Source organism: Streptomyces sp. NPDC044984, from assembly GCF_040646935.1.
Taxonomy (GTDB): Bacteria; Actinomycetota; Actinomycetes; order Streptomycetales; family Streptomycetaceae; genus Streptomyces.
The window spans coordinates 125,131-144,960 of record NZ_JBEZBE010000020.1; the positions used below are offsets into that span (position 1 = coordinate 125,131).

General features: G+C 71.7%; 16 protein-coding genes. 7 read left to right on the plus strand and 9 right to left on the minus strand.

All coding sequences use genetic code 11. The features are described 5' to 3' along the window. The first annotated feature begins 78 nt into the window (after positions 1-78). Together serS and AB0A94_RS22505 are read left to right on the plus strand one after the other, a co-directional pair. On the plus strand, positions 79-1,356 hold the full coding sequence (gene serS, locus AB0A94_RS22500; RefSeq protein WP_361746856.1) for a serine--tRNA ligase: 1,278 nt from the start codon (positions 79-81) through the stop codon (positions 1,354-1,356). Then, positions 1,353-2,165: an HAD family hydrolase gene (locus tag AB0A94_RS22505; protein ID WP_361746858.1), complete on the plus strand. Its 813-nt coding sequence runs from the start codon at positions 1,353-1,355 to the stop codon at positions 2,163-2,165. The genes serS and AB0A94_RS22505 overlap by 4 nt, the downstream gene beginning before the upstream one ends. A 425-nt stretch (positions 2,166-2,590) precedes the next feature. Here the strand turns inward: AB0A94_RS22505 and AB0A94_RS22510 are convergent, their stop codons facing one another. Genes AB0A94_RS22510 through AB0A94_RS22525 form a run of 4 tightly spaced genes read right to left on the minus strand, consistent with a single transcriptional unit; the run spans position 2,591 to position 6,149 of the window. Further along, positions 2,591-3,310, minus strand: a complete 720-nt coding sequence (locus AB0A94_RS22510) for an ABC transporter permease (RefSeq protein WP_361746860.1) — start codon at positions 3,308-3,310, stop codon at positions 2,591-2,593. Positions 3,311-3,320: 10 nt separating this feature from the next. Continuing rightward, complete coding sequence (locus AB0A94_RS22515; protein WP_361746863.1) at positions 3,321-4,232, minus strand: ABC transporter ATP-binding protein; 912 nt, start codon at positions 4,230-4,232, stop codon at positions 3,321-3,323. Continuing rightward, the gene (locus AB0A94_RS22520; RefSeq protein WP_361746864.1) at positions 4,229-5,143 is read right to left on the minus strand and encodes an ABC transporter permease subunit; all 915 of its coding nucleotides are present in this window, start codon (positions 5,141-5,143) and stop codon (positions 4,229-4,231) included. The genes AB0A94_RS22515 and AB0A94_RS22520 overlap by 4 nt, the downstream gene beginning before the upstream one ends. Next, positions 5,133-6,149, minus strand: a complete 1,017-nt coding sequence (locus AB0A94_RS22525; protein WP_361746931.1) for an ABC transporter ATP-binding protein — start codon at positions 6,147-6,149, stop codon at positions 5,133-5,135. Before AB0A94_RS22525 ends, AB0A94_RS22520 begins: the two co-directional genes overlap by 11 nt. 155 nt (positions 6,150-6,304) lie before the next feature. On the opposite strand from AB0A94_RS22525, the gene AB0A94_RS22530 reads away from it, so the two are divergent. The 5 genes from AB0A94_RS22530 to AB0A94_RS22550 all read left to right on the plus strand — a co-directional run bounded on the left by AB0A94_RS22530 (position 6,305) and on the right by AB0A94_RS22550 (position 11,182). Next, positions 6,305-8,086 (plus strand): SDR family oxidoreductase, encoded by a 1,782-nt coding sequence (locus AB0A94_RS22530; RefSeq protein WP_361746866.1) that lies wholly within the window; start codon positions 6,305-6,307, stop codon positions 8,084-8,086. Positions 8,087-8,233: 147 nt separating this feature from the next. After that, a complete protein-coding gene (locus tag AB0A94_RS22535; protein WP_361746868.1) occupies positions 8,234-8,782 on the plus strand; it encodes an RNA 2'-phosphotransferase in 549 nt (182 codons plus the stop codon). A 4-nt stretch (positions 8,783-8,786) separates the two neighbouring features. Further along, entirely contained in the window at positions 8,787-9,245 is a 459-nt protein-coding gene (locus AB0A94_RS22540) for a hypothetical protein (protein ID WP_361746870.1), read from the plus strand. A gap of 58 nt (positions 9,246-9,303) precedes the next feature. Then, positions 9,304-10,206, plus strand: coding sequence for an LLM class flavin-dependent oxidoreductase (locus AB0A94_RS22545; RefSeq protein WP_361746872.1), 903 nt, complete (start codon positions 9,304-9,306; stop codon positions 10,204-10,206). An 88-nt stretch (positions 10,207-10,294) separates the two neighbouring features. Next, the gene (locus tag AB0A94_RS22550) at positions 10,295-11,182 is read left to right on the plus strand and encodes an HAD hydrolase family protein (RefSeq protein WP_361746874.1); all 888 of its coding nucleotides are present in this window, start codon (positions 10,295-10,297) and stop codon (positions 11,180-11,182) included. 4 nt (positions 11,183-11,186) lie between these two features. Here AB0A94_RS22550 and AB0A94_RS22555 read toward each other — a convergent pair whose 3' ends face one another. From AB0A94_RS22555 to hisC, 5 genes are all read right to left on the minus strand, one after another. Beyond that, positions 11,187-12,245, minus strand: a complete 1,059-nt coding sequence (locus AB0A94_RS22555) for a M23 family metallopeptidase (RefSeq protein ID WP_361746876.1) — start codon at positions 12,243-12,245, stop codon at positions 11,187-11,189. 152 nt (positions 12,246-12,397) lie between these two features. Continuing rightward, the gene (cydD, locus tag AB0A94_RS22560; RefSeq protein WP_361746878.1) at positions 12,398-15,889 is read right to left on the minus strand and encodes a thiol reductant ABC exporter subunit CydD; all 3,492 of its coding nucleotides are present in this window, start codon (positions 15,887-15,889) and stop codon (positions 12,398-12,400) included. A 12-nt stretch (positions 15,890-15,901) separates the two neighbouring features. Continuing rightward, the gene (gene cydB / locus AB0A94_RS22565; RefSeq protein WP_361746880.1) at positions 15,902-16,906 is read right to left on the minus strand and encodes a cytochrome d ubiquinol oxidase subunit II; all 1,005 of its coding nucleotides are present in this window, start codon (positions 16,904-16,906) and stop codon (positions 15,902-15,904) included. A gap of 20 nt (positions 16,907-16,926) precedes the next feature. After that, a complete protein-coding gene (locus AB0A94_RS22570) occupies positions 16,927-18,432 on the minus strand; it encodes a cytochrome ubiquinol oxidase subunit I (protein WP_361746882.1) in 1,506 nt (501 codons plus the stop codon). 239 nt (positions 18,433-18,671) lie between these two features. Beyond that, positions 18,672-19,751, minus strand: coding sequence for a histidinol-phosphate transaminase (gene hisC / locus AB0A94_RS22575; protein WP_361746884.1), 1,080 nt, complete (start codon positions 19,749-19,751; stop codon positions 18,672-18,674). Positions 19,752-19,830 lie beyond the last annotated feature (79 nt).

Sequence of the window (19,830 nt, forward strand, 5' to 3'; positions counted from 1 at the left end):
CACCTATAACGGAACGTGTGCCGCCGCACCGCAATAGTGGGTCGTGAGGCGTCACACCGCACCGGTAGCCTTGACCGCGTGATTGACCTTCGCCTGCTTCGTGAGGACCCCGACCGTGTGCGTGCTTCGCAGCGCGCCCGTGGAGAGGACGTCGCACTCGTCGACGCCCTCCTGTCTGCCGACGAGCGGCGCAGGTCGTCCGGCGTCCGCTTCGACGAACTGCGCGCCGAGCAGAAGTCGCTCGGCAAGCTCATCCCCAAGGCGGCCGGCGACGAGAAGGCCGAGCTGCTGAAGAGGGCGGAGCAGCTCAAGGCCGACGTGAAGGCCGCCGACACCGAACGGGACGCCGCCGACACCGAGACCCAGGAGCTCCTGCTCAAGCTGAGCAACCTCGTCCACCCCGACGTGCCCGTCGGCGGCGAGGAGGACTTCGTCACGCTGGAGACGCACGGCGGCATCCGCGACTTCGACGCCGAGGGCTTCGCGCCCAAGGACCACCTGGAGCTCGGCCAGCTCCTCGGCGCCATCGACGTCGAGCGCGGCGCCAAGGTCTCGGGCTCCCGCTTCTACTTCCTGACCGGCGTCGGCGCGCTGCTCGAGCTCGCCCTGGTGAACGCCGCGATGGCCCAGGCCACGGCCGCCGGCTTCACGCCGATGCTGACCCCCGCGCTGGTGCGCCCCCAGTCGATGGCGGGCACCGGCTTCCTCGGCCAGGCCGCCCAGGACGTCTACCACCTGGACAGGGACGACCTCTACCTGGTCGGCACGTCCGAGGTGGCGCTGGCCGCGTACCACATGGACGAGATCATCGAAGCCGACCGGCTGCCGCTGCGGTACGCGGGCTTCTCGCCCTGCTTCCGCCGCGAGGCCGGCTCGCACGGCAAGGACACCCGGGGCATCTTCCGCGTGCACCAGTTCGACAAGGTCGAGATGTTCTCGTACGTCGCCCCGGAGGACTCGCAGGCGGAGCACCAGCGGCTGCTGGAGTGGGAGAAGCAATGGCTGACCTCGCTGGAGCTGCCGTTCCGCGTGATCGACGTCGCCTCGGGCGACCTGGGTTCCTCGGCCGCGCGCAAGTACGACTGCGAGGCGTGGATCCCGACCCAGGGCAAGTACCGCGAGCTGACCTCGACCTCGGACTGCACCGAGTTCCAGTCGCGCCGGCTGTCGATCCGCGTCCGTGAGGACAAGAAGGTGCGCCCGCTGGCCACGCTCAACGGCACGCTGTGCGCCGTACCGCGCACGATCGTGGCGATCCTGGAGAACCACCAGCAGGCCGACGGCTCCGTGCGCGTGCCGCAGGTGCTGCGTCCGTACCTGGGCGGCCGGGAGATCCTGGAGCCGGTCACCAAGTGAGCACCGCCCCCGCGACCTTCCCGTACCGGCTCATCGCCACCGACCTCGACGGCACGCTGCTGCGGGACGACCACTCGGTCTCCCGCCGCACCCGTGACGCGCTCGCCGCGGCCACCGCGGCGGGCGCCGCGCACATCGTCGTCACCGGCCGCGCGGTGCCGTGGACCCGCCCGATACTCGACGACCTCGGCTACGAGGGGCTCGCCGTCTGCGGTCAGGGCGCCCAGGTGTACGACGCCGGGGCGCACCGCCTGCTGACGTCGGTGACGCTGGACCGGCAGCTGGCCGGGGTGGCGCTGGCGAAGATCGAGGCGGAGGTCGGCCCGCTGCACCTGGCGGCGAGCCGCGACGGTCTGGACGGCGAGGTGCTGGTCGGCCCCGGCTACGAGGTCGTGGGCGGGCTGCCCGCGACGCCGTTCACGGACGCGTCGGACCTGTGGACGGCGCCGCTGAACAAGCTGTACATCCAGCACCCGGACCTGACCTCGGACGAGCTCGCCGACGCGGCCACCCGCGCGGCGGGCGGGTTCGTCACCGTCACTATGGCGGGTGAGGGCATCGTCGAACTGCTCCCGCTCGGCCTGTCGAAGGCCACGGGGCTGTCCCTGGCGGCGCGCCGGCTGGGTGTGAAGGCCGCGGAGACGATCGCCTTCGGCGACATGCCCAACGACATCCCGATGTTCGCCTGGTCCGCCCACGGGGTGGCCATGGCCAACGCCCACGGGGAACTGAAGGCGGTGGCCGACGAGGTGACCACCTCCAACGAGGAGGACGGCATCGCGCTGGTCCTGGAACGCCTCTTGCCCTGACTGCGGGCAGTCGTGCCGCAGGGCGGCACGGGTGGGCGGTGGGGGTACCTCCCGCTCGAGCGAAGCCGAGAGTGGGGGAGGCACCCTGTAAGCGCCGGACTGCGCGACCCACCCCCGCCCGGCCCCAACTCGGAGCACCACCTCCGAAGAGGCGGAAGCAGGGAAGGGCGGCCCACGCGACACGAGTGCGCGTGCTCGAAGCGGCCGCCCCGGGCAGATCCCCGTACGGGCGGACTCAACGGAGCAGTAGGGATGACTCCGGAGTCCGCCGCAGGCTGCCCTGACAGAAGTGGGACGTGCCGTGCATGGACACCGTCCCACTCCTCTCCCAGCAGGTGACGCCGGACTTTCCCGGCGATGCGGACACAACCACTCTGCCCGCCGGGCACGTCGGACGCCACCGAATAAACCGGCGGGCGAACGTCTCACTCCTCGCCGGCGAGCGTCAGTGAGCGCAGCTTCTGCCCGGCGTACCAGGTGGCCAGCACGGTGACCGCGGCCAGCAGGACCGTCGCGGTCGTCAGACCCACGTCCGACGTGACCAGGTCACCGCCGGAGACCTTCTGCGCCACCGCCAGCGACCACTGCTGGACGCTCAGCGTGCGCGCGCCGGGCACCAGGGAGCCGAACAGCGCCTCCCAGACCAGCGCGTAGACCAGCCCGAAGACCACCGCGTGCCGCGAGACCGTGCCGAACAGCAGGAAGAGCGCCGCGTACGCGATGGAGGCGACCAGCGCGGCCACGGTGTAGGCGACGGCGACCTGCTGGCCGTTGCCGTTGAGGACGAAGCCCGCGATCAGGGTCGGCACCGCAGAGAACACCATGGTGACGGCGATGGCGACGATCAGCTTGGTGTAGATGATCGTGGGCCGCTTGATCGGCTTGGACAGCAGGTACACCACCGAGCCGTCGTCGATCTCGGGACCGATGGCTCCGGTTCCGGCGATGACACCGATGATCGGCACCATGGTGGCGAGCGCGAACCCGCCGAGGACGTCGGCCGCGGTCTGGTCGTCGGCCCCGCTGAGGGCGCGCACCGCCAGGGAGATCGCGATCAGCAGCAGGGGCAGCGCGCCCAGGATGAGGGCCCGGCGCCGGCCGAGCAGGGCCCGGTAGGTGAGCCGGGCGACTGTGGGGTCGTACATCTTCGGCCTCCTACGCCGCGACGAGATACGAGAAGACGGACTCGAGGGACTCGTCGGACGGCGAGACCGTGAGCAGCCGGATGCCGTGCTCCTTCGCGACCTTCGGCAGCAGGGTCGTGAAGCGGCCGAAGTCGACGGCCTGGATGCGCAGCGCGCCCTCGGCGTGGTCGACCTCGATGCCGGACGTCGACGGGTCGGCGATCAGCGCGGCCGCGAGGGCGCGGTCGTCGCTGGAGCGCACCAGGTAGCGGTGCGGGCGGTCCGTCATCAGGCGGCGGATCCTGCGGAAGTCACCGCTGGCCGCGTGCCGGCCGGCGACGACGACCTCGATGTGCCAGGCGAGCTGTTCGACCTCTTCGAGGATGTGGGAGGAGAACAGCACGGTGCGGCCCTCGTCGCCCATCCGCCGCAGCAGGTCCATCAGCTGCATGCGCTGGCGCGGGTCCATGCCGTTGAAGGGCTCGTCGAGGAGGAGCAGCGACGGCTGGTGGACCAGCGCGGACGCCATCTTCACGCGCTGGCGCATGCCCTTGGAGTACGTGGCGATCTTGCGGTCCTGCGCGTGCTCCATCTCGACCGTGGCCAGCGCCTGCTGGGCGGCCTTGGCGCCCAGGCCGTGGAGTTCGGCGTTGGCGAGGACGAATTCGCGGCCGGTGAGGAAGTCGTACATCGCCTCGCGTTCGGGGACGATGCCGATGTGCCGGTAGATGGCCTCGTTGCGCCACACCTGCTGTCCGTCGAGGGTGACGGTGCCGGTGGAGGGGGCGAGGAAGCCGCCCATCATGTTGATGAGGGTGGACTTTCCGGCGCCGTTGGGGCCGAGGAGCCCGGTGACGCCGGGGCCGATGGTCATGGTGACGTCGTTGACGGCGACCACGTTGCCGAACCAGCGGGAGACGTGGTCGATGGAGAGCGTGGTCACAGGCCCACCTTCTTGTAGCGGCGCATCAGGAGGCCGTAGCTGGCGGCGATCAGGCCGAGGGTGAAGAGGACGTAGACGACGCCCTCGGCGTTGCTCGGGCCCACCCCGCCCGGGAAGGCGGAGGTCGCGCCCAGGAAGGCGGACTGCACGCCGTCGATGAGGGTGATCGGCGAGAACAGGCCGATCCAGGCGATGCCGTCGCCGCTGTTCTGGGTCTCCGCGATCGCCTGGAGGGTGGAGACCGCGCCGTAGGTGATGGTCAGTACGGCGATGACGGCCGCGATGCCGAAGCCGCGGCGCGGGGTGACCGAGGCGATGACCAGGCCGATGCCGGCGAAGAGCAGCGAGAGCAGTGCCACGGAGACGAGTCCCTGTGCGAATCCCTTGGTCTGGTCGGTGAAGTCGAGCTTGGCCAGCAGCGCGCCGATGTACAGCACCAGCAGGGGGGCGGCGGTGAGGATGAACAGCGCCGAGGCGAGTGCGGCGAACTTGGCGCGCACGTAGTCGGCGGTCTCGATGGGCCGCGAGAAGTACAGCGGTACGGTCTTGAAGCGCAGGTCGCGGGAGACGGACTGGGGTGCCTGCGAGGCGACGTACAGGCTGATGACGGCCTGCATGACGATCGCGTAGCGCGTGTAGTCCAGCGGCAGTTCCTTCGCCTTGGTGGCGACGGCGACGGCGACCATGATGGCGGCGGGCAGGCACATCACCACGAACAGCAGCATCGGCAGCACCTTGGACTTCACCGAGCGGCCGAGGCCGTAGGAGCCGCGCAGGGACTGCGAGTACAGCGAGAGCCTGGCGTAGGAGCGGCCGAGGCGGGGGCCGTCGTAGGAGCGGTAGCCGATGTTGTGGATACGGGTGTCACCCGATGCGGTGGCTGGTGTCTGCGTGGACTGCTCAGTTGCCATGGCCGGCCGCCTCCTTCCGCTGCGCGCCGCTGTCCGTGTCGTCCTTGAAGACCTCGGAGATGTGGTGCCGGCGCTGTTCCATGCGCACCAGGCCGAGGCCGAGGTCGGCGATGACGTCGCGGACCAGGTCGTAGGTGTCCTCGCCCTGAGCGGTGAGGAGCAGGATGTGTCCGGCGCCCGGCAGTCCGCTGCCGTCCTCGACGGTCACCCCGCGCGCGTGAAGCGCGTCGCGCACCGCGCGGGTGCCGTCCGGGTGCTCGTCGGTGTCGGTGACCTCGATCGCGAGGGTCGTGGTGGTCTGGGTGAAGTCCGTGGTGGAGCTGGAGCGCAGCAGCTTGCCGCCGTCGACGACGACGACGTGGTCGCAGGTGCGTTCCAGTTCGCCCAGCAGGTGGGAGGTGACCAGGACCGAGATGCCGAAGTCGGTGTGGATGCGGCGGATCAGGCCGAGCATCTCGTCGCGGCCGACCGGGTCGAGGCCGTTGGTGGGCTCGTCCAGGAAGACCAGCTGGGGGTCGTGCACGAGGGCCTGCGCGAGCTTCACCCGCTGCTTCATGCCGGTGGAGTAGCCGCCGATGGGGCGGTAGCGCTCCTCGTACAGGCCGACGTGGCGCAGGGTGTCGGCGGTGCGCTCCCGCGCGGCGGTGGGCGGCAGGCCGGACATGCGCGCCATGTGGACGACGAACTCGGTGGCCGAGACGTCCGGCGGCAGGCAGTCGTGCTCCGGCATGTAGCCGACCCGTTCGCGGATGGCGGCGCCCTCGGTGGCGACGTCGAGGCCGAGCACCTCGGCGCGGCCCTCGGTGGCGGGGGACAGACCCAGCAGGATCTTGATCAGTGTGGACTTGCCGGCTCCATTGGCTCCGACGAGTCCGGTCACACCGGGCCCGACGTCCACGGAGAGCCGGTCAAGAGCGGTCACCCGGGGGAACCGCTTGCTCAGGCTTTCGGTCACGATCACAGTCACGTCCCAGACGGTAGTGACCCGTACCACTCCGGTCGTCAGACCGGAGGGCCGTCTTGGCGTCCGTCTGGAGTTGTACGGGCCCGTAGGGGAATCTCCTTCCGGGGAGGCATCCACAGCCGGAAGGGCCGCTCTTGACGGGGCCCCGGCCGACTGCGAGATTCGCTCGCGTCACGTTACGGACACGTAGCGCAGTCATGACCGCAGGGGGTGACGGCTTGTCGGGGACGGTGTGGGCAGGGGCGCGGGAGCGCCGGGTGCGTACGGGCGGGGTCGAGCTGTGCGTGGCCGAGCTGGGTGAGCGCGGGCGGCCGGTGGTCGTCCTGGTGCACGGCTACCCGGACAGCAAGGAGGTGTGGTCCGAGGTCGCGTCCCGGCTCGCCGGGCGTTTCCACGTCGTGGCGTACGACGTCCGGGGCCACGGCCGGTCCACGGCGCCGCGTCCGCTGCGCGGCGGCTTCACCCTGGAGAAGCTGACCGACGACTTCCTGGCCGTCGCCGACGCGGTCAGTCCGGACCGGCCGGTGCATCTGGTGGGGCACGACTGGGGTTCGGTGCAGGCCTGGGAATTCGTCACGGTCGGGCGCACCGCGGGACGGATCGCCTCCTTCACGTCGATGTCGGGGCCGTCGCTCGACCACTTCGGGCACTGGATCAGCCGCCGTCTGAAGCGGCCCACCCCGCGCCGGGTCGGCCAGCTGCTGGGCCAGGGCGCCAGGTCCTGGTACGTGTACCTGCTGCACACGCCCGTGCTGCCCGAGCTCGCCTGGCGCGGCCCGCTGGGCAGGCGCTGGCCGCGGATCCTGGAGCGCGTCGAGAAGGTGCCCGGCGGCGGCTACCCGACCTCGTCCCTGCCGTCGGACGCGGCGCACGGGACCTGGCTCTACCGGGACAACGTGCGGTCCCGGCTGCGCAGCCCGCGCGCCGACGCCTACGCGCACGCGCCCGTGCAGCTCATCACGCCGCTGGGGGACGCGTTCCTCTCGGAGCGGCTCGACGACGAGCTGGAGCGGTGGGCGCCGCGGCTGACCCGGCGGACGCTGCCGGCGAGGCACTGGATCCCGCGCACCCGCCCCGACCTGCTGGCGACATGGATCGGCGAGTTCGTGGCGTCCGTGGAGGACGGCCGGCCGGAGGTGACGGCTCCGGGCCGGTACGCCGACCGCTTCGGCGGGCAGCTGGTCCTGGTCACGGGGGCGGGCAGCGGCATCGGGCGGGCGACCGCGCTCGCGTTCGCGGAGGCGGGCGCGCGCGTGCTGGCGGTCGACCGGGACGCGGAGGCCGCGGCCCGTACCGCGGAGGAGGCCCGCGGTCGCGGAGCGGCGGCCTGGGCGGAGACGGCGGACGTGTCCGACGAACAGGCCATGGAGAAGCTCGCCGAGCGGGTCACCACGGAGTACGGCGTGGTGGACGTCCTGGTGAACAACGCCGGCATCGGGCTGGGCGGCTCCTTCTTCGACACCACCCCGGAGGACTGGAAGGAGGTCCTCGACGTCAATCTGTGGGGGGTGATCCACGGCTGCCGGCTCTTCGGGCGACGGATGGCCGAGCGCGGACAGGGCGGCCACATCGTCAACGTCGCCTCGGCGGCGGCGTTCCAGCCGTCCAGGGCGCTGCCCGCCTACGGCACGTCCAAGGCGGCGGTGCTGATGCTGAGCGAGTGCCTGCGGGCGGAGCTGGCGGGCCGGGACATCGGCGTGACGGCGGTGTGCCCCGGGTTCGTGAACACCTCCATCACCTCCACCGCGCGCTTCGCGGGCGTGGACGCCGAGGAGGAGCGGCGGCTGCGGAAGCGGGCGGCGCGCCTGTACGGGCTGCGCGACTACCCGCCGGAGAAGGTCGCCGCCGCGATCCTGCGGGCGGTGGTGCGTGACGAGGCGGTGGTGCCGGTCACCCCGGAGGCGCGGACGGCGTATGCGCTGTCGCGGTGGATGCCGGGGGCGCTGCGGAGGATCGCGCGGGTGAGGCCGCCGATGTGAGGGTGGTCCGGGCAAGGGCGGCCGATGTGCGGCCGGTTGTCCACAGCAGAGGTCAATTCCCCTGTGGATAAACACACTTGCTTGTGGATCAAACCTCCGGAGCTAAATCGATCGCGTGATGCGCGTCTCTCCCGGCAGTCTGAGCGGATGGATGAAAGTCGCACCGTGAAGGTGTCGAAGTACCTCTCCAGGCATCTGCGCCATCAGCCCGGGAGGATCGGGCTCACGCTCGACGAAGGCGGCTGGGTCGAGATCGACGCGCTGATCGCCGCGGCGTCCGCGCACGGCTTCCGGTTCACCCGGGAGGAACTGGACCACGTCGTCGCCGCCAACGACAAGCGGCGCTTCGCCGTCGAGGGCACCCGGATCCGCGCCAGCCAGGGCCACAGCGTCGAGGTCGATCTCGGACTGGCGCCGGCCACCCCACCGCCGTACCTGTACCACGGCACCGTCGACCGGAACCTGGAGGCGATCCGCGCCGAGGGGCTGCGGCCCATGAACCGGCACGACGTGCACCTCTCCGCCGACCAGGAGACGGCGACCCGCGTCGGCGCCCGCCGGGGCCGTCCGGTCGTCCTGTCCGTGGACGCGGCCGCCATGCACCGGGACGGCCATGTCTTCCACGTGAGCGCGAACGGCGTGTGGCTGACCCGGGCCGTGCCGAGCCGGTATCTGCGTTTCCCCGGCAGCCACTGATGCCATGATCGGTGGTATGGACCACTTGCCCAGCACCGAGGCCGCCGTCACCGTCCTCCGTGCGCTCGCGGACACCTATGAGCGCGAGATCGAGGTCACCCATGACATCGGCGCGGATCAGACCTCGCGCCGCACCGCGGCGGGTGTGGGCGTCATCACCGATCCCGACGGCTCCCTCCCCCACGAGGCCTGCGTCGAGTTCGGCGGCCTGCCCCGGGTGAGCGTGCGGCTCTACCCCGAGGACGACGCGCTGATCGACGTCGAGGGCGTGGAGTGCCCCGACATCCCCCGCGACGACGTGCCGGCCTTCCTTCGCTCCCTCTTCGACGGGCGGGCGCATGTGAGGGCACGGCGTTTCCCGCCGGGCTACTTCCTGATCGTGCCGCTGCCCGGAGACCGGACGCACAAGGAGTTCATCCCCATGATCGTCCTCACCCCCTGGCTGAGCTCACGAGTGCGGTGACGGACGTGTGTGCGGGACGTTTCACGTGAAACCTGCGGCGGCGCATAGGCTCGGTGACATGAGTCTGCGCCTGAGCACCGTGATCCTCCCGTACCGCCGCTGGCACGAGGGCAGCCGTTCGGCGTGGGTGCGTGCCGAGGAACTCGGTTTCCACGCGGGATACACCTACGACCATCTGTCCTGGCGCAGCTTCCGGGACGGCCCCTGGTTCGGTGCCGTTCCCACCCTGACCGCCGCCGCGGCCGTGACCGACCGGATGCGGCTGGGCACGCTGGTGACCTCACCGAACTTCCGCCACCCGGTGACCCTCGCCAAGGAACTCATCTCCCTCGACGACATCTCCGGCGGACGCGTCACGCTCGGGATCGGCGCGGGTGGCACCGGCTTCGACGCCACGGCGCTCGGCCAGGAGCCCTGGACACCCCGTGAGCGCGCCGACCGCTTCGCCGAGTTCGTGTCCCTGCTCGACCGGCTGCTCACCGAGGACTCGGTGTCGTACGAGGGCGACTTCTACGCGGCGCACGAGGCGCGCACCGTCCCCGGCTGTGTGCAGCGGCCCCGGCTGCCGTTCGCCGTGGCGGCCACCGGACCGCGCGGACTGCGGCTCGCGGCACGTCACGGGCAGGCCTGGGTGACCACGGGCGACCCCCGGCTGTACGAGGACGGCACGCCCGAACAGTCGGTTCAGGCCATTCGCGGCCAGGCGGAGAAGCTGGCCGACGCCTGCGCCGAGCTCGGCCGGGACGTGACCGGGCTGGACAAGATCCTGCTCACCGGATTCACCCCGGACCGGGGCCGTCCACTGGAGTCCCTGGACGCCTTCGTCGACTTCGCGGGCCGCCACGCCGAGCTGGGATTCACCGAGATCGTGATCCACTGGCCCATCCCCGACTCGGACTTCGCCGCGGACCAGAAGGTCTTCGAACGGATCGCCATGGAGGCGCCGGCGCAGCTGCGGTGACCCCGGCCGGCCCAGAGCGTGGAAAGAGACCGCTGGTGACAGCGGTAACCACTCAGATGTGCGGACTCCCGCACGGTCGTGCGGGCATATGCGGGACAATGGCCGGGTGACCTCAGCGACCCGACAGCCCGAGACCCAGGCAGCCCCCACCCGACCGCGGCTCATCGCCACCGACCTCGACGGCACCCTGCTGCGCGACGACAAGTCGGTGTCCCCACGCACCGTCGCCGCACTCGCCGCCGCCGAGGAGGCGGGCGTCGAGGTCTTCTTCGTCACCGGCCGCCCCGCCCGCTGGATGGACGTCGTCAGCGACCACGTCCACGGCCACGGCCTCGCCATCTGCGGCAACGGCGCGGCCGTCGTCGACCTGCACGGCGGCCCCGGCGCGCACCGCTTCGTGAAGGTGCGCGAGCTGCCCCGGAAGAACGCGCTGGACGCCGTACGGCTGCTGCGCGAGGCCGCACCGGGCACGGTGTACGCCGTGGAGCAGACCTTCGGCTTCAACCAGGAGCCGGCGTACCCGAAGCTGCACATGGAGGTCCCGGACACGCTCGCTCCCGCCGAGGACCTGCTGGCTCCGGACTCCCACACCGCCGGCGAGCCCGTGCTCAAGATCCTCGCCCACCACCCCGAACTCGACCCCGACGCCTTCCTGACCCTGGCCCGGCTCGCCATCGGCGACCGGGCCAACGTCACCCGCTCCAGCCCCAGCGCCCTGCTGGAGATCAGCGGCCCCGACGTCTCCAAGGCCAGCACGCTCGCCCTGTGCTGCGCCGAGCGGGGCATCTCGCACGAGGAGGTCGTCGCCTTCGGCGACATGCCGAACGACGTCGAGATGCTGACCTGGGCCGGACGTTCCTACGCGATGGGCAACGCCCACCCGGACGTGATCGCCGCCGCCTCGGGCCGCACCGTCGCCAACAACGACGACGGGGTGGCCGTGGTCATCGAGCAGCTGCTGAACGAGCGGCCGTAGCCGCTCAGAGCGACACTCCGTGCCGCGCCAGCCACGGCACGGGGTTCACCGCCGACCCCATCTCCGGTGTGACCCGCACCTCGAAGTGCAGGTGCGGGCCCGTGGAGTTGCCGCTGGTGCCGGACTGGCCGATCCACTGCCCGGGCGAGACCCGGTCCCCCTGGTCGACGGCGACGGCGGCGAGGTGGGCGTACTGGGTGTAGTAGCCGCCCGCGTGCCGGAGCACGATCTCGATGCCGAAGGCGCCCCCGCAGGACACCCTCACCACCGTCCCGGAGCCCACGGCCCGCACCGGCGTGCCGATCGGCACCGCGAAGTCCTGCCCGGTGTGCCGGTTCGCCCACCGGGCGCCGCCGCTGCCGTAGGAGGCGGACAGTTCGTACGTCTCCACCGGCGCCACCCAGCGGGTGGTGAACCGCGTCTCCGGCTGGTCGAGGCGGACCGCACCGCGGCAGGCGCCGGCCGCGACGGAGGCGTCCGCCTGGCCCTGCAGCTTCCACCGCGCCGCTTCGAGCTTCCGCTCGATGTCCTGCTGCAGGGCGGCGAGTTCCGTGTTCCGCCTCTCCAGCCTCTGCCACGCCGCCGCGGCCTTCGCCTCGTCGCGGGCGAGCCGGGCCTCGGCGCGTTCGCTCTTGCCGATCGCCTGGTCGAGCGACACCTCCGCCTGCCACACCGCCCGCTGACCGCGCATCAGCTCCTCGGGGTCGTCGGCGAGCAGCATGTGCGCGGTGAGCGGCAGCCCGCCGCCGTCCCGGTACTGGGAGCTCGCGATCCGGCCCAGGTCCTCGTGGAGCCCGGCCATCTCCCGCCGCTCGCGGTCGAGCCGCTCCTCCAGCCGCTGCGCCCTGGCCCGCTGCTCCTCGGCCTCGCGTCGGCCGGTCTCGTACCGCTCCGTCGCCGCCGCCGCTTCCTCGTACAGCCGCGCCACCTCCGCGCCGATGCCGGACGCGGAGCCGTGACCGGGGGTGTGGGTGCCGTCGCCGTCGGCGGGCCGGGCGGCGAGCACGGCGAGCGCGCACAGCAGCACGGCGACGAGCAGCGGATGGCGGCGGGTGAAGCGCATGACTGCGATCCTGGACCCCGCCCCGGTGCACGGTCCTGTTCATGTCGTACACATGGGGGACCACGCGCCCCCGGACGGACCAGGGATACCGCCGAACAGCGGTATACCCCCAGGACCTTGACATCCCGTCACGCGGGAGGGGTCCGCCGGGGCTAGCGGGCCGCCGCCAGGAGTCCGGCCCGCTCCTCCCTGCGTGCCATCGCCCGCAACGGGCCCGCCGTGGCCACGAGTTCGTCGTACGGTCCGCGCTGCACCACCCGCCCCCCGTCCAGCACGACGACCTCGTCCACCGCCTCCAGGCCGGCCAGCCGGTGGGTGATGAGCAGCGTCGTACGGCCCTCGGTGGCGGCCAGCAGATCGGCGGTGAGCGCGTCGGCGGCCGGCAGGTCGAGGTGCTCGGCGGGTTCGTCCAGCACCAGCACGGGGAAGTCCGCGAGCAGCGCACGGGCGAGCGCCAGCCGCTGCCGCTGTCCACCGGACAGCCGCGCCCCGTGCTCACCGACGAGCGTGTCGAGCCCGTCGGGCAGGCCGTCGGCCCACTCCAGCAGCCGGGCCCGGCGAAGAGCGCCGCGCAGCTCGTCCTCGGTCGCGTCCTTCCTGGCGAGCAGCAGGTTCTCCCGTACCGAGCTGTTGAAGAGGTGCGCGTCCTGCGCACACAGTCCGACCAGCCGCCGTACGTCGTCGCCGTCCAGGGCGTACGCGTCCACCCCGGCCAGGGTGTAGGAGCCCGCGCCCGGGTCCAGGAACCGCAGCAGCACCTGTGCGAGGGTCGTCTTGCCCGACCCGGAGGGGCCGACCACCGCGATGCGGCGGCCCCGCTCGAGCGTCAGGTCCACCCCGGCGAGCGCGTCCCGGTCCTGCCCGGGGTGCCGGGCGGCCAGCCCTTCGACCACGAGCGGGAACGGCGACGCGGGCGCCTGCCGGGGCGCCTCCGGCTCCCGTACGGGGGCCGGGGCGTCCAGGACCTCGTACACGCGCTCGGCGCTGCGGCGCACCCGCTGCCGGTACTGCACGGCGAGCGGCATCCCGAGGACGGCCTCGAACGCGGCCAGCGGGGTGAGGACGACGACGGCGAGGGCCACACCGTCCAGCCGGCCGGTGGCCACGGCCTGGACCCCGACGAGGGCGGCGGCCGCGACGGTCAGTCCGGAGATCAGTGCGGTGAGCCCGTCGCCGAGCGCGGTGGCGGTGGCGGCGCGCGAGGCGATCCGGGTGAGCGTGCCGTCGGCCCGGCGCGCCCCGGCGGTCCGCGCGGGCAGGGCACCGGCGACGGTCAGCTCCGCGGTGCCGGTGAGCAGATCGGTCACCCGGGTCGCGAGGACGCCACGCGCCGGTGCCAGCCTGCGTTCCGCGCGACGCGCCACGGCACCGGTCAGCAGGGGCACACCGGCGCCCGCCGCGAGCAGCCCGGCCGCGAGCACGGCGCCCGCCTCGGGCAGCAGCCAGGCGGTGAAGCCGACGGACAGGGCGGAGACGGCGACGGCCGCACCGGCCGGCAGCAGCCAGCGCAGCCAGTAGTCCTGGAGGGCGTCCACGTCGGAGACCAGCCGGGAGAGCAGGTCGCCCCGGCGGGCACCGCGCAGTCCGGCGGGCGCCAGCCGCTCCAGGCGCCGGTACACCGCGACCCGGGTGTCGGCCAGCATGCGCAGCACGGCGTCGTGCGACACGAGCCGCTCGGCGTACCGGAACACGGCCCGGCCGATACCGAAGGCGCGGGTCGCCGTCACGGCCATCATCAGGTACAGCACGGGCGGCTGCTGCGAGGCCCGGGAGATGAGCCACCCGGAGGTCGCCATGAGCCCGACGGCGCTGCCCAGGGCGAGGGTGCCGAGCAGCAGCGCGAGGGTGATCCTCCCCCGCCGGGCGCCGGACAGGGCACGGACGCGGTCGAGGACACCGCCCGGGGCCGGTCCGTCTTCGTGTCCGGCGGGTCCGCTGTCCGCTGCGGGGGCCGTCTCGACGGCCGTCGCGACGCGGACCTCCCGGCGCGGGGACTCCCCGGGGGCCGCGGGAGCAGGTTCGGCGAGCCGCACCACCCGGTCCGCCAGGGCCAGCAGCGCCGGCCGGTGCACCACGAGCAGCACCGTCCGGCCGGCGGCCAGTCGTCGTACCGCCGCCACGACATCGGCCTCGGTGGCGCCGTCCAGCGCCGCCGTCGGCTCGTCGAGCAGCAGGACGGGCCGGTCCGCGAGGAACGCGCGGGCCAGCGCGAGCCGCTGCCGCTGCCCGGCCGACAGCCCTGCTCCGTCCTCACCCAGCACGGTCTCGGCGCCGTCGGGCAACGCGTCCACGAACTCCAGCGCCCCGGCGTCCCGCAGGGCGCGCCGCACGGCGTCGTCGTCCGCGTCGGGCCGGGCCAGCCGTACGTTCTCGGTGATCGTCCCGGCGTACAGGTGCGGCCGCTGCGGCACCCAGGCGACACGGGCGTGCCACCCGGCGAGGTCGAGCCCGCCGAGATCGGCTCCCCCGATCCGCACCCGGCCCCCGGTGGGGCGGACGAACCCGAGCAACACGTTCAGCAGGGTCGACTTGCCCGCGCCGCTCGGTCCGACGAGCGCGACCGTCTCCCCGGGGGCGACGGTGAAGGACACGTCCGTCACCGCGTCCGTGGACCGGTCCGGATAGCGGACCGTCACGTCCTCGAAGGCGAGGGCGCCCGTCGGCACCGCCGCCGTCCCCGGCGCGGGCACCGGCGTCTCCAGTACCGAGAAGATCTCCTCGGCCGCCCCGAGCCCCTCCGCGGCCGCGTGGTACTGGGCGCCGACCTGCCGTAGCGGCAGATAGGCCTCGGGCGCCAGGATCAGGACGATCAGGCCGGTGCGGAGGTCCAGCTCGCCGTGGACGAGCCGCATGCCGATCGTCACCGCGACCAGCGCCACCGAGAGCGTGGCGAGCAGTTCCAGCGCGAAGGAGGAGATGAAGGCGATCCGCAGCGTCCGCATGGTCGCCCGCCGGTACTCGGCGGTGATCCGGCGGATCGACTCCGCCTGGGCCTTGGCCCGTCCGAAGACCTTCAGCGTCGGCAGTCCGGCGACGACGTCCAGGAAGTGGCCGGACAACCGGGACAGCACCAGCCACTGCCGGTCCATCCGGGACTGGGTGGCCCAGCCGATCAGCACCATGAAGACCGGGATGAGCGGCAGGGTGCCCACGATGATCGCCGCCGAGACCCACTCCTCGGTGACGATCCGGGCCAGCACCGCCACCGGGACGACCACCGCGAGTCCCAGCTGGGGGAGGTAGCGCGAGAAGTAACCGTCGAGGGCGTCGATCCCCCGGGTGGCCAGGGCGACCAGTGATCCGGTGCGCCGGCCGTCCAGCCATTCCGGCCCCAGTGCCGTCGCCCGCTCCAGCAACCGCCCCCGCAGCTCCGACTTCACCGCGGCGCTCGCCCGGTGCGCGGCCAGCTCGGTCAGCCAGCCGACCAGCCCGCGGCCGGCCGCCACGGCGACGAGAAGCAGCAGGGGAGTGCCGAGCGCGTCGGCGGACAGCCCGTCCTGGAACGCGCCCACCACGATCTCGGCGATGAGCATGGCCTGGGCGATGACCAGCACCGCGCCGACGGCACCCAGGCCGACGACCGCCACCAGGAAGCCACGGGTGGCGCGGGCGTAGCGGAGAAGGCGCGGGTCGATCGGTTTCACGTGAAACACACCTCAGTGCACGGGGTCGGCGATGTGCTGGGTACCGATCCGCTTGCGGAACACCCAGTACGTCCAGCCCTGGTAGAGCAGCACCACCGGAGTGGCGATCACCGCGAGCCAGGTCATGATCTTCAGGGTGTAGGGGCTGGAGGAGGCGTTGGTGACGGTCAGGCTCCAGTCGGCGTCCAGCGTGGACGGCATGACGTTCGGGAACAGCGTCAGGAAGAGCATCGCCACGGCGGCCACGATGGTGACGCCGGACAGGGCGAACGCCCACCCCTCACGTCCCGCCTGGTTCGCCGTCAGGGCGGCGACCAGGGAAGCGACCGCCACGACCAGCGCGACCAGGCTGGTGCCGTCGCCGCGGTCGGCCTGGGTCCATAGCAGGAAGGCCGCCGCCAGTACGGCCGTGACCAGACCCACGCGCAGCGCCAGCTTCCGTGCCCGCTCCCGGATCTCCCCGACCGTCTTCAGCGCCGTGAACACCGTGCCGTGGAAGGTGAAGAGCGTCAGCGTGACCAGGCCGCCCAGCAGCGCGTAGGGGTTGAGCAGGTCCCAGACGTTCCCCACGTACTCGAACTCGGCGTCGATCTTCACGCCGTGCACGATGTTCCCGAAGGCCACGCCCCACAGGAAGGCCGGGATCAGCGAGGTCCAGAAGATCGCCGTCTCCCAGTTGCGCTGCCAGTTCTCCTCCGGCCGCTTCGCCCGGTACTCGAAGGCGACACCGCGGATGATCAGGCAGACCAGGATGGCCAGCAGCGGCAGGTAGAAGCCGGAGAAGAGCGTGGCGTACCACTCGGGGAAGGCGGCGAAGGTCGCGCCGCCGGCCGTGAGCAGCCACACCTCGTTGCCGTCCCAGACCGGGCCGATGGTGTTGATCAGTACCCGCTTCTCGGCCCGGTCGCGGGCGAGCAGCCGGGTGAGGACGCCGACCCCGAAGTCGAAGCCCTCCAGGAAGAAGTAGCCGGTCCACAGGACGGCGATCAGGACGAACCAGACGTCGTGCAGTTCCATGACGGTGCAGCTCCCTCGGCCTAGTACGAGAAGGCCATCGGCTTGTCGGCGTCACGGACGTCGCCGCCGAGCTTCGTGGGCGGGTTGAGGTCGGAGTCGCCGAGCTCGGGCGGGCCCGCCTTGACGTACTTGGCGAGCAGCCTGACCTCGATGACGGCCAGGACGGCGTAGAGCAGGGTGAAGACGGACATCGAGGTGACGACCTCGGCCGTGGACACGCCGGGGGAGACCGCGTCCTCGGTCCGCATCACGCCGTAGACCACCCAGGGCTGCCGGCCCATCTCGGTGAAGATCCAGCCCCAGGCGTTGGCGATCAGCGGGAACGCCATGGTCCACAGCGCCAGGAGCCAGTACAGCCGGGTGAGCCGGGAACCGAGCGGCTGCTTCAGCAGCACCAGGCGCGGGACCTCGTCCTCCCCGGTGCGGTGGGCGGCCGGCAGCAGGAACTTCCTGCGGGTGAGCCACAGGCCGAGGAGGCCGAGCGAGAAGGAGGCCATGCCGAAGCCGATCATCCAGCGGAAGCCCCAGTAGGCGACGGGGACGATGGGCTTGTAGTCACCGGGGCCGTGCTTCTCCTGGAGGGCCTCGTTGGTGTCGTTGATGCCGGGTACGTACGACTCGAAGTCGCTGTGGGCGAGGAAGGACAGCAGGCCGGGGATCTCCAGGGCGACCTTGTTGTGGCCCTTGTCGACGTCGCCGTAGGCGAACACGGAGAACGGCGCCGGCTTCTCGCCGTCCCAGAGGGCCTCGGCGGCGGCCATCTTCATCGGCTGCTGCTCGTACATGACCTTGCCGAGGGTGTCGCCGCTGATCGCGGTGAACAGGCCGCCGACCGCCAGGGTGACCAGGCCGAGCCGGAGCGAGGTCCGCATCACCGGGATGTGCTTCCTGCGCATCAGGTGGAAGGCGGCGATGCCCACCATGAAGGCGCCGCCGGTCAGGAAGGCCGCCGAGAAGCTGTGGAAGACCTGGTTGAGCGTGGTGTTCTGGGTGAGCACCAGCCAGAAGTCGGTGAGCTCGGCGCGGCCCTTCTCCTCGTTGATCCGGTAGCCGACCGGGTGCTGCATCCAGGAGTTGGCGGCGAGGATGAAGTACGCCGACAGCAGGGTGCCGATCGAGACCATCCAGATGCAGGCCAGGTGGATCCTCTTGGGCAGCTTGTCCCAGCCGAAGATCCACAGCCCGATGAAGGTGGACTCGAAGAAGAAGGCGATCAGGGCCTCGAAGGCGAGCGGGGCGCCGAAGACGTCACCGACGAACCGCGAGTAGTCGGACCAGTTCATGCCGAACTGGAACTCCTGCACGATGCCGGTGACCACGCCCATCGCGATGTTGATCAGGAAGAGCTTGCCCCAGAACTTCGTCGCCCTGAGGTACTTCTCCTTCTCCGTGCGCACCCAGGCGGTCTGCAGCCCCGCGGTGAGGGCGGCGAGCGAGATCGTCAGGGGAACGAAGAGGAAGTGGTAGACGGTGGTGATACCGAACTGCCATCGCGCCAGGGTCTCCGGCGCCAGAGCCAGATCCACGTCGTCGCTCCTTACTTCGCCGTGGTCGCGGCGGCCGCTTGGTCCCGTTCGTCCCTCGACATCTCGGACGAAAACGGGATGCGCTTGTGAACGCGTTCACATTCACAAGCAATTATGACCTACTGTTTTTCAGACCCGGAAGGGGGGTCCCCTGTGACGTCGGCCCCTTCGCGCACCCGTCCGGCGCACACGAAGGCGGCCGACGGGAAAGCCGTCGGCCGCCTGGACGTACGCGCCGGTCAGAGCTCCTTGCGGAAGCCCTCCGCCACCTTCAGGAAGATGTCGTTCGCCTCGGTCTCGCCGACCGTGACCCGCACTCCCTCCCCGGGGAACGGCCGGACGACCACACCCGCCTGCTCGCACGCCTGCGCGAACGCCACCGTGCGCTCCCCCAGCCGCAGCCAGACGAAGTTGGCCTGGGTCTCGGGCACCGTCCAGCCCTGGTCCCGCAGCGCCCCCATCACGCGGTTGCGCTCACAGACCAGCGAACCGACCCGGCCGATCAGCTCGTCCTCGGCGCGCAGCGAGGCGATCGCGGCGTCCTGCGCGATCTGGCTCACCCCGAACGGCACCGCCGTCTTGCGCAGCGCCGCCGCCACCGGCTCGTGGGCGATGGCGAAACCGACGCGCAGCCCCGCCAGGCCGTACGCTTTGGAGAAGGTCCGCAGGACGCAGACGTTGGGCCGCTCGCGGTAGATCTCGACGCCGTCCGGCACCTCGGTGTCCCGGATGAACTCGCGGTAGGCCTCGTCGAGCACCACCAGGACGTCGCTCGGCACCCGGTCGAGGAAGCGCTCCAGCTCGGCCCGCCGCACGACCGTGCCGGTCGGGTTGTTGGGATTGCAGACGAAGATGAGCCGGGTCCGGTCGGTGATCGCCCCGGCCATCGCGTCCAGGTCGTGCACGTCGCCCGGGGTCAGCGGCACCTGGACCGAGGTGGCACCGCTGATCTGCGTGATGATCGGGTACGCCTCGAAGGACCGCCAGGCGTAGATCACCTCGTCGCCCGGGCCCGACGTGGCCTGCAGCAGCTGCTGGGCGACACCGACCGAGCCGGTGCCGGTGGCCAGGTGGGAGGCGGGGACCGCGAAGCGCTCGGACAGCTCGGCCAGCAGCGCCGCACAGGCCATGTCCGGGTACCGGTTGAAGGAGGAGGCCGCGGCCGTCACGGTCTCCATCACCCCGGGCAGCGGCGGGTAGGGGTTCTCGTTGGAGGACAGCTTGTACGCCACCGGTCCGCCGGCCACCGCCGGCTTGCCCGGCTTGTACGTGGGGATCCCCTCCAGCTCGGCGCGCAGCTTGGGGCTCGTCTCGCTCACCGCAGTCCTCCTCGCGAAGACCGGCGGCACCCGTGTCCGCCGCCGACATCCAATACTGCTCACCTTATGAGGATTCGAC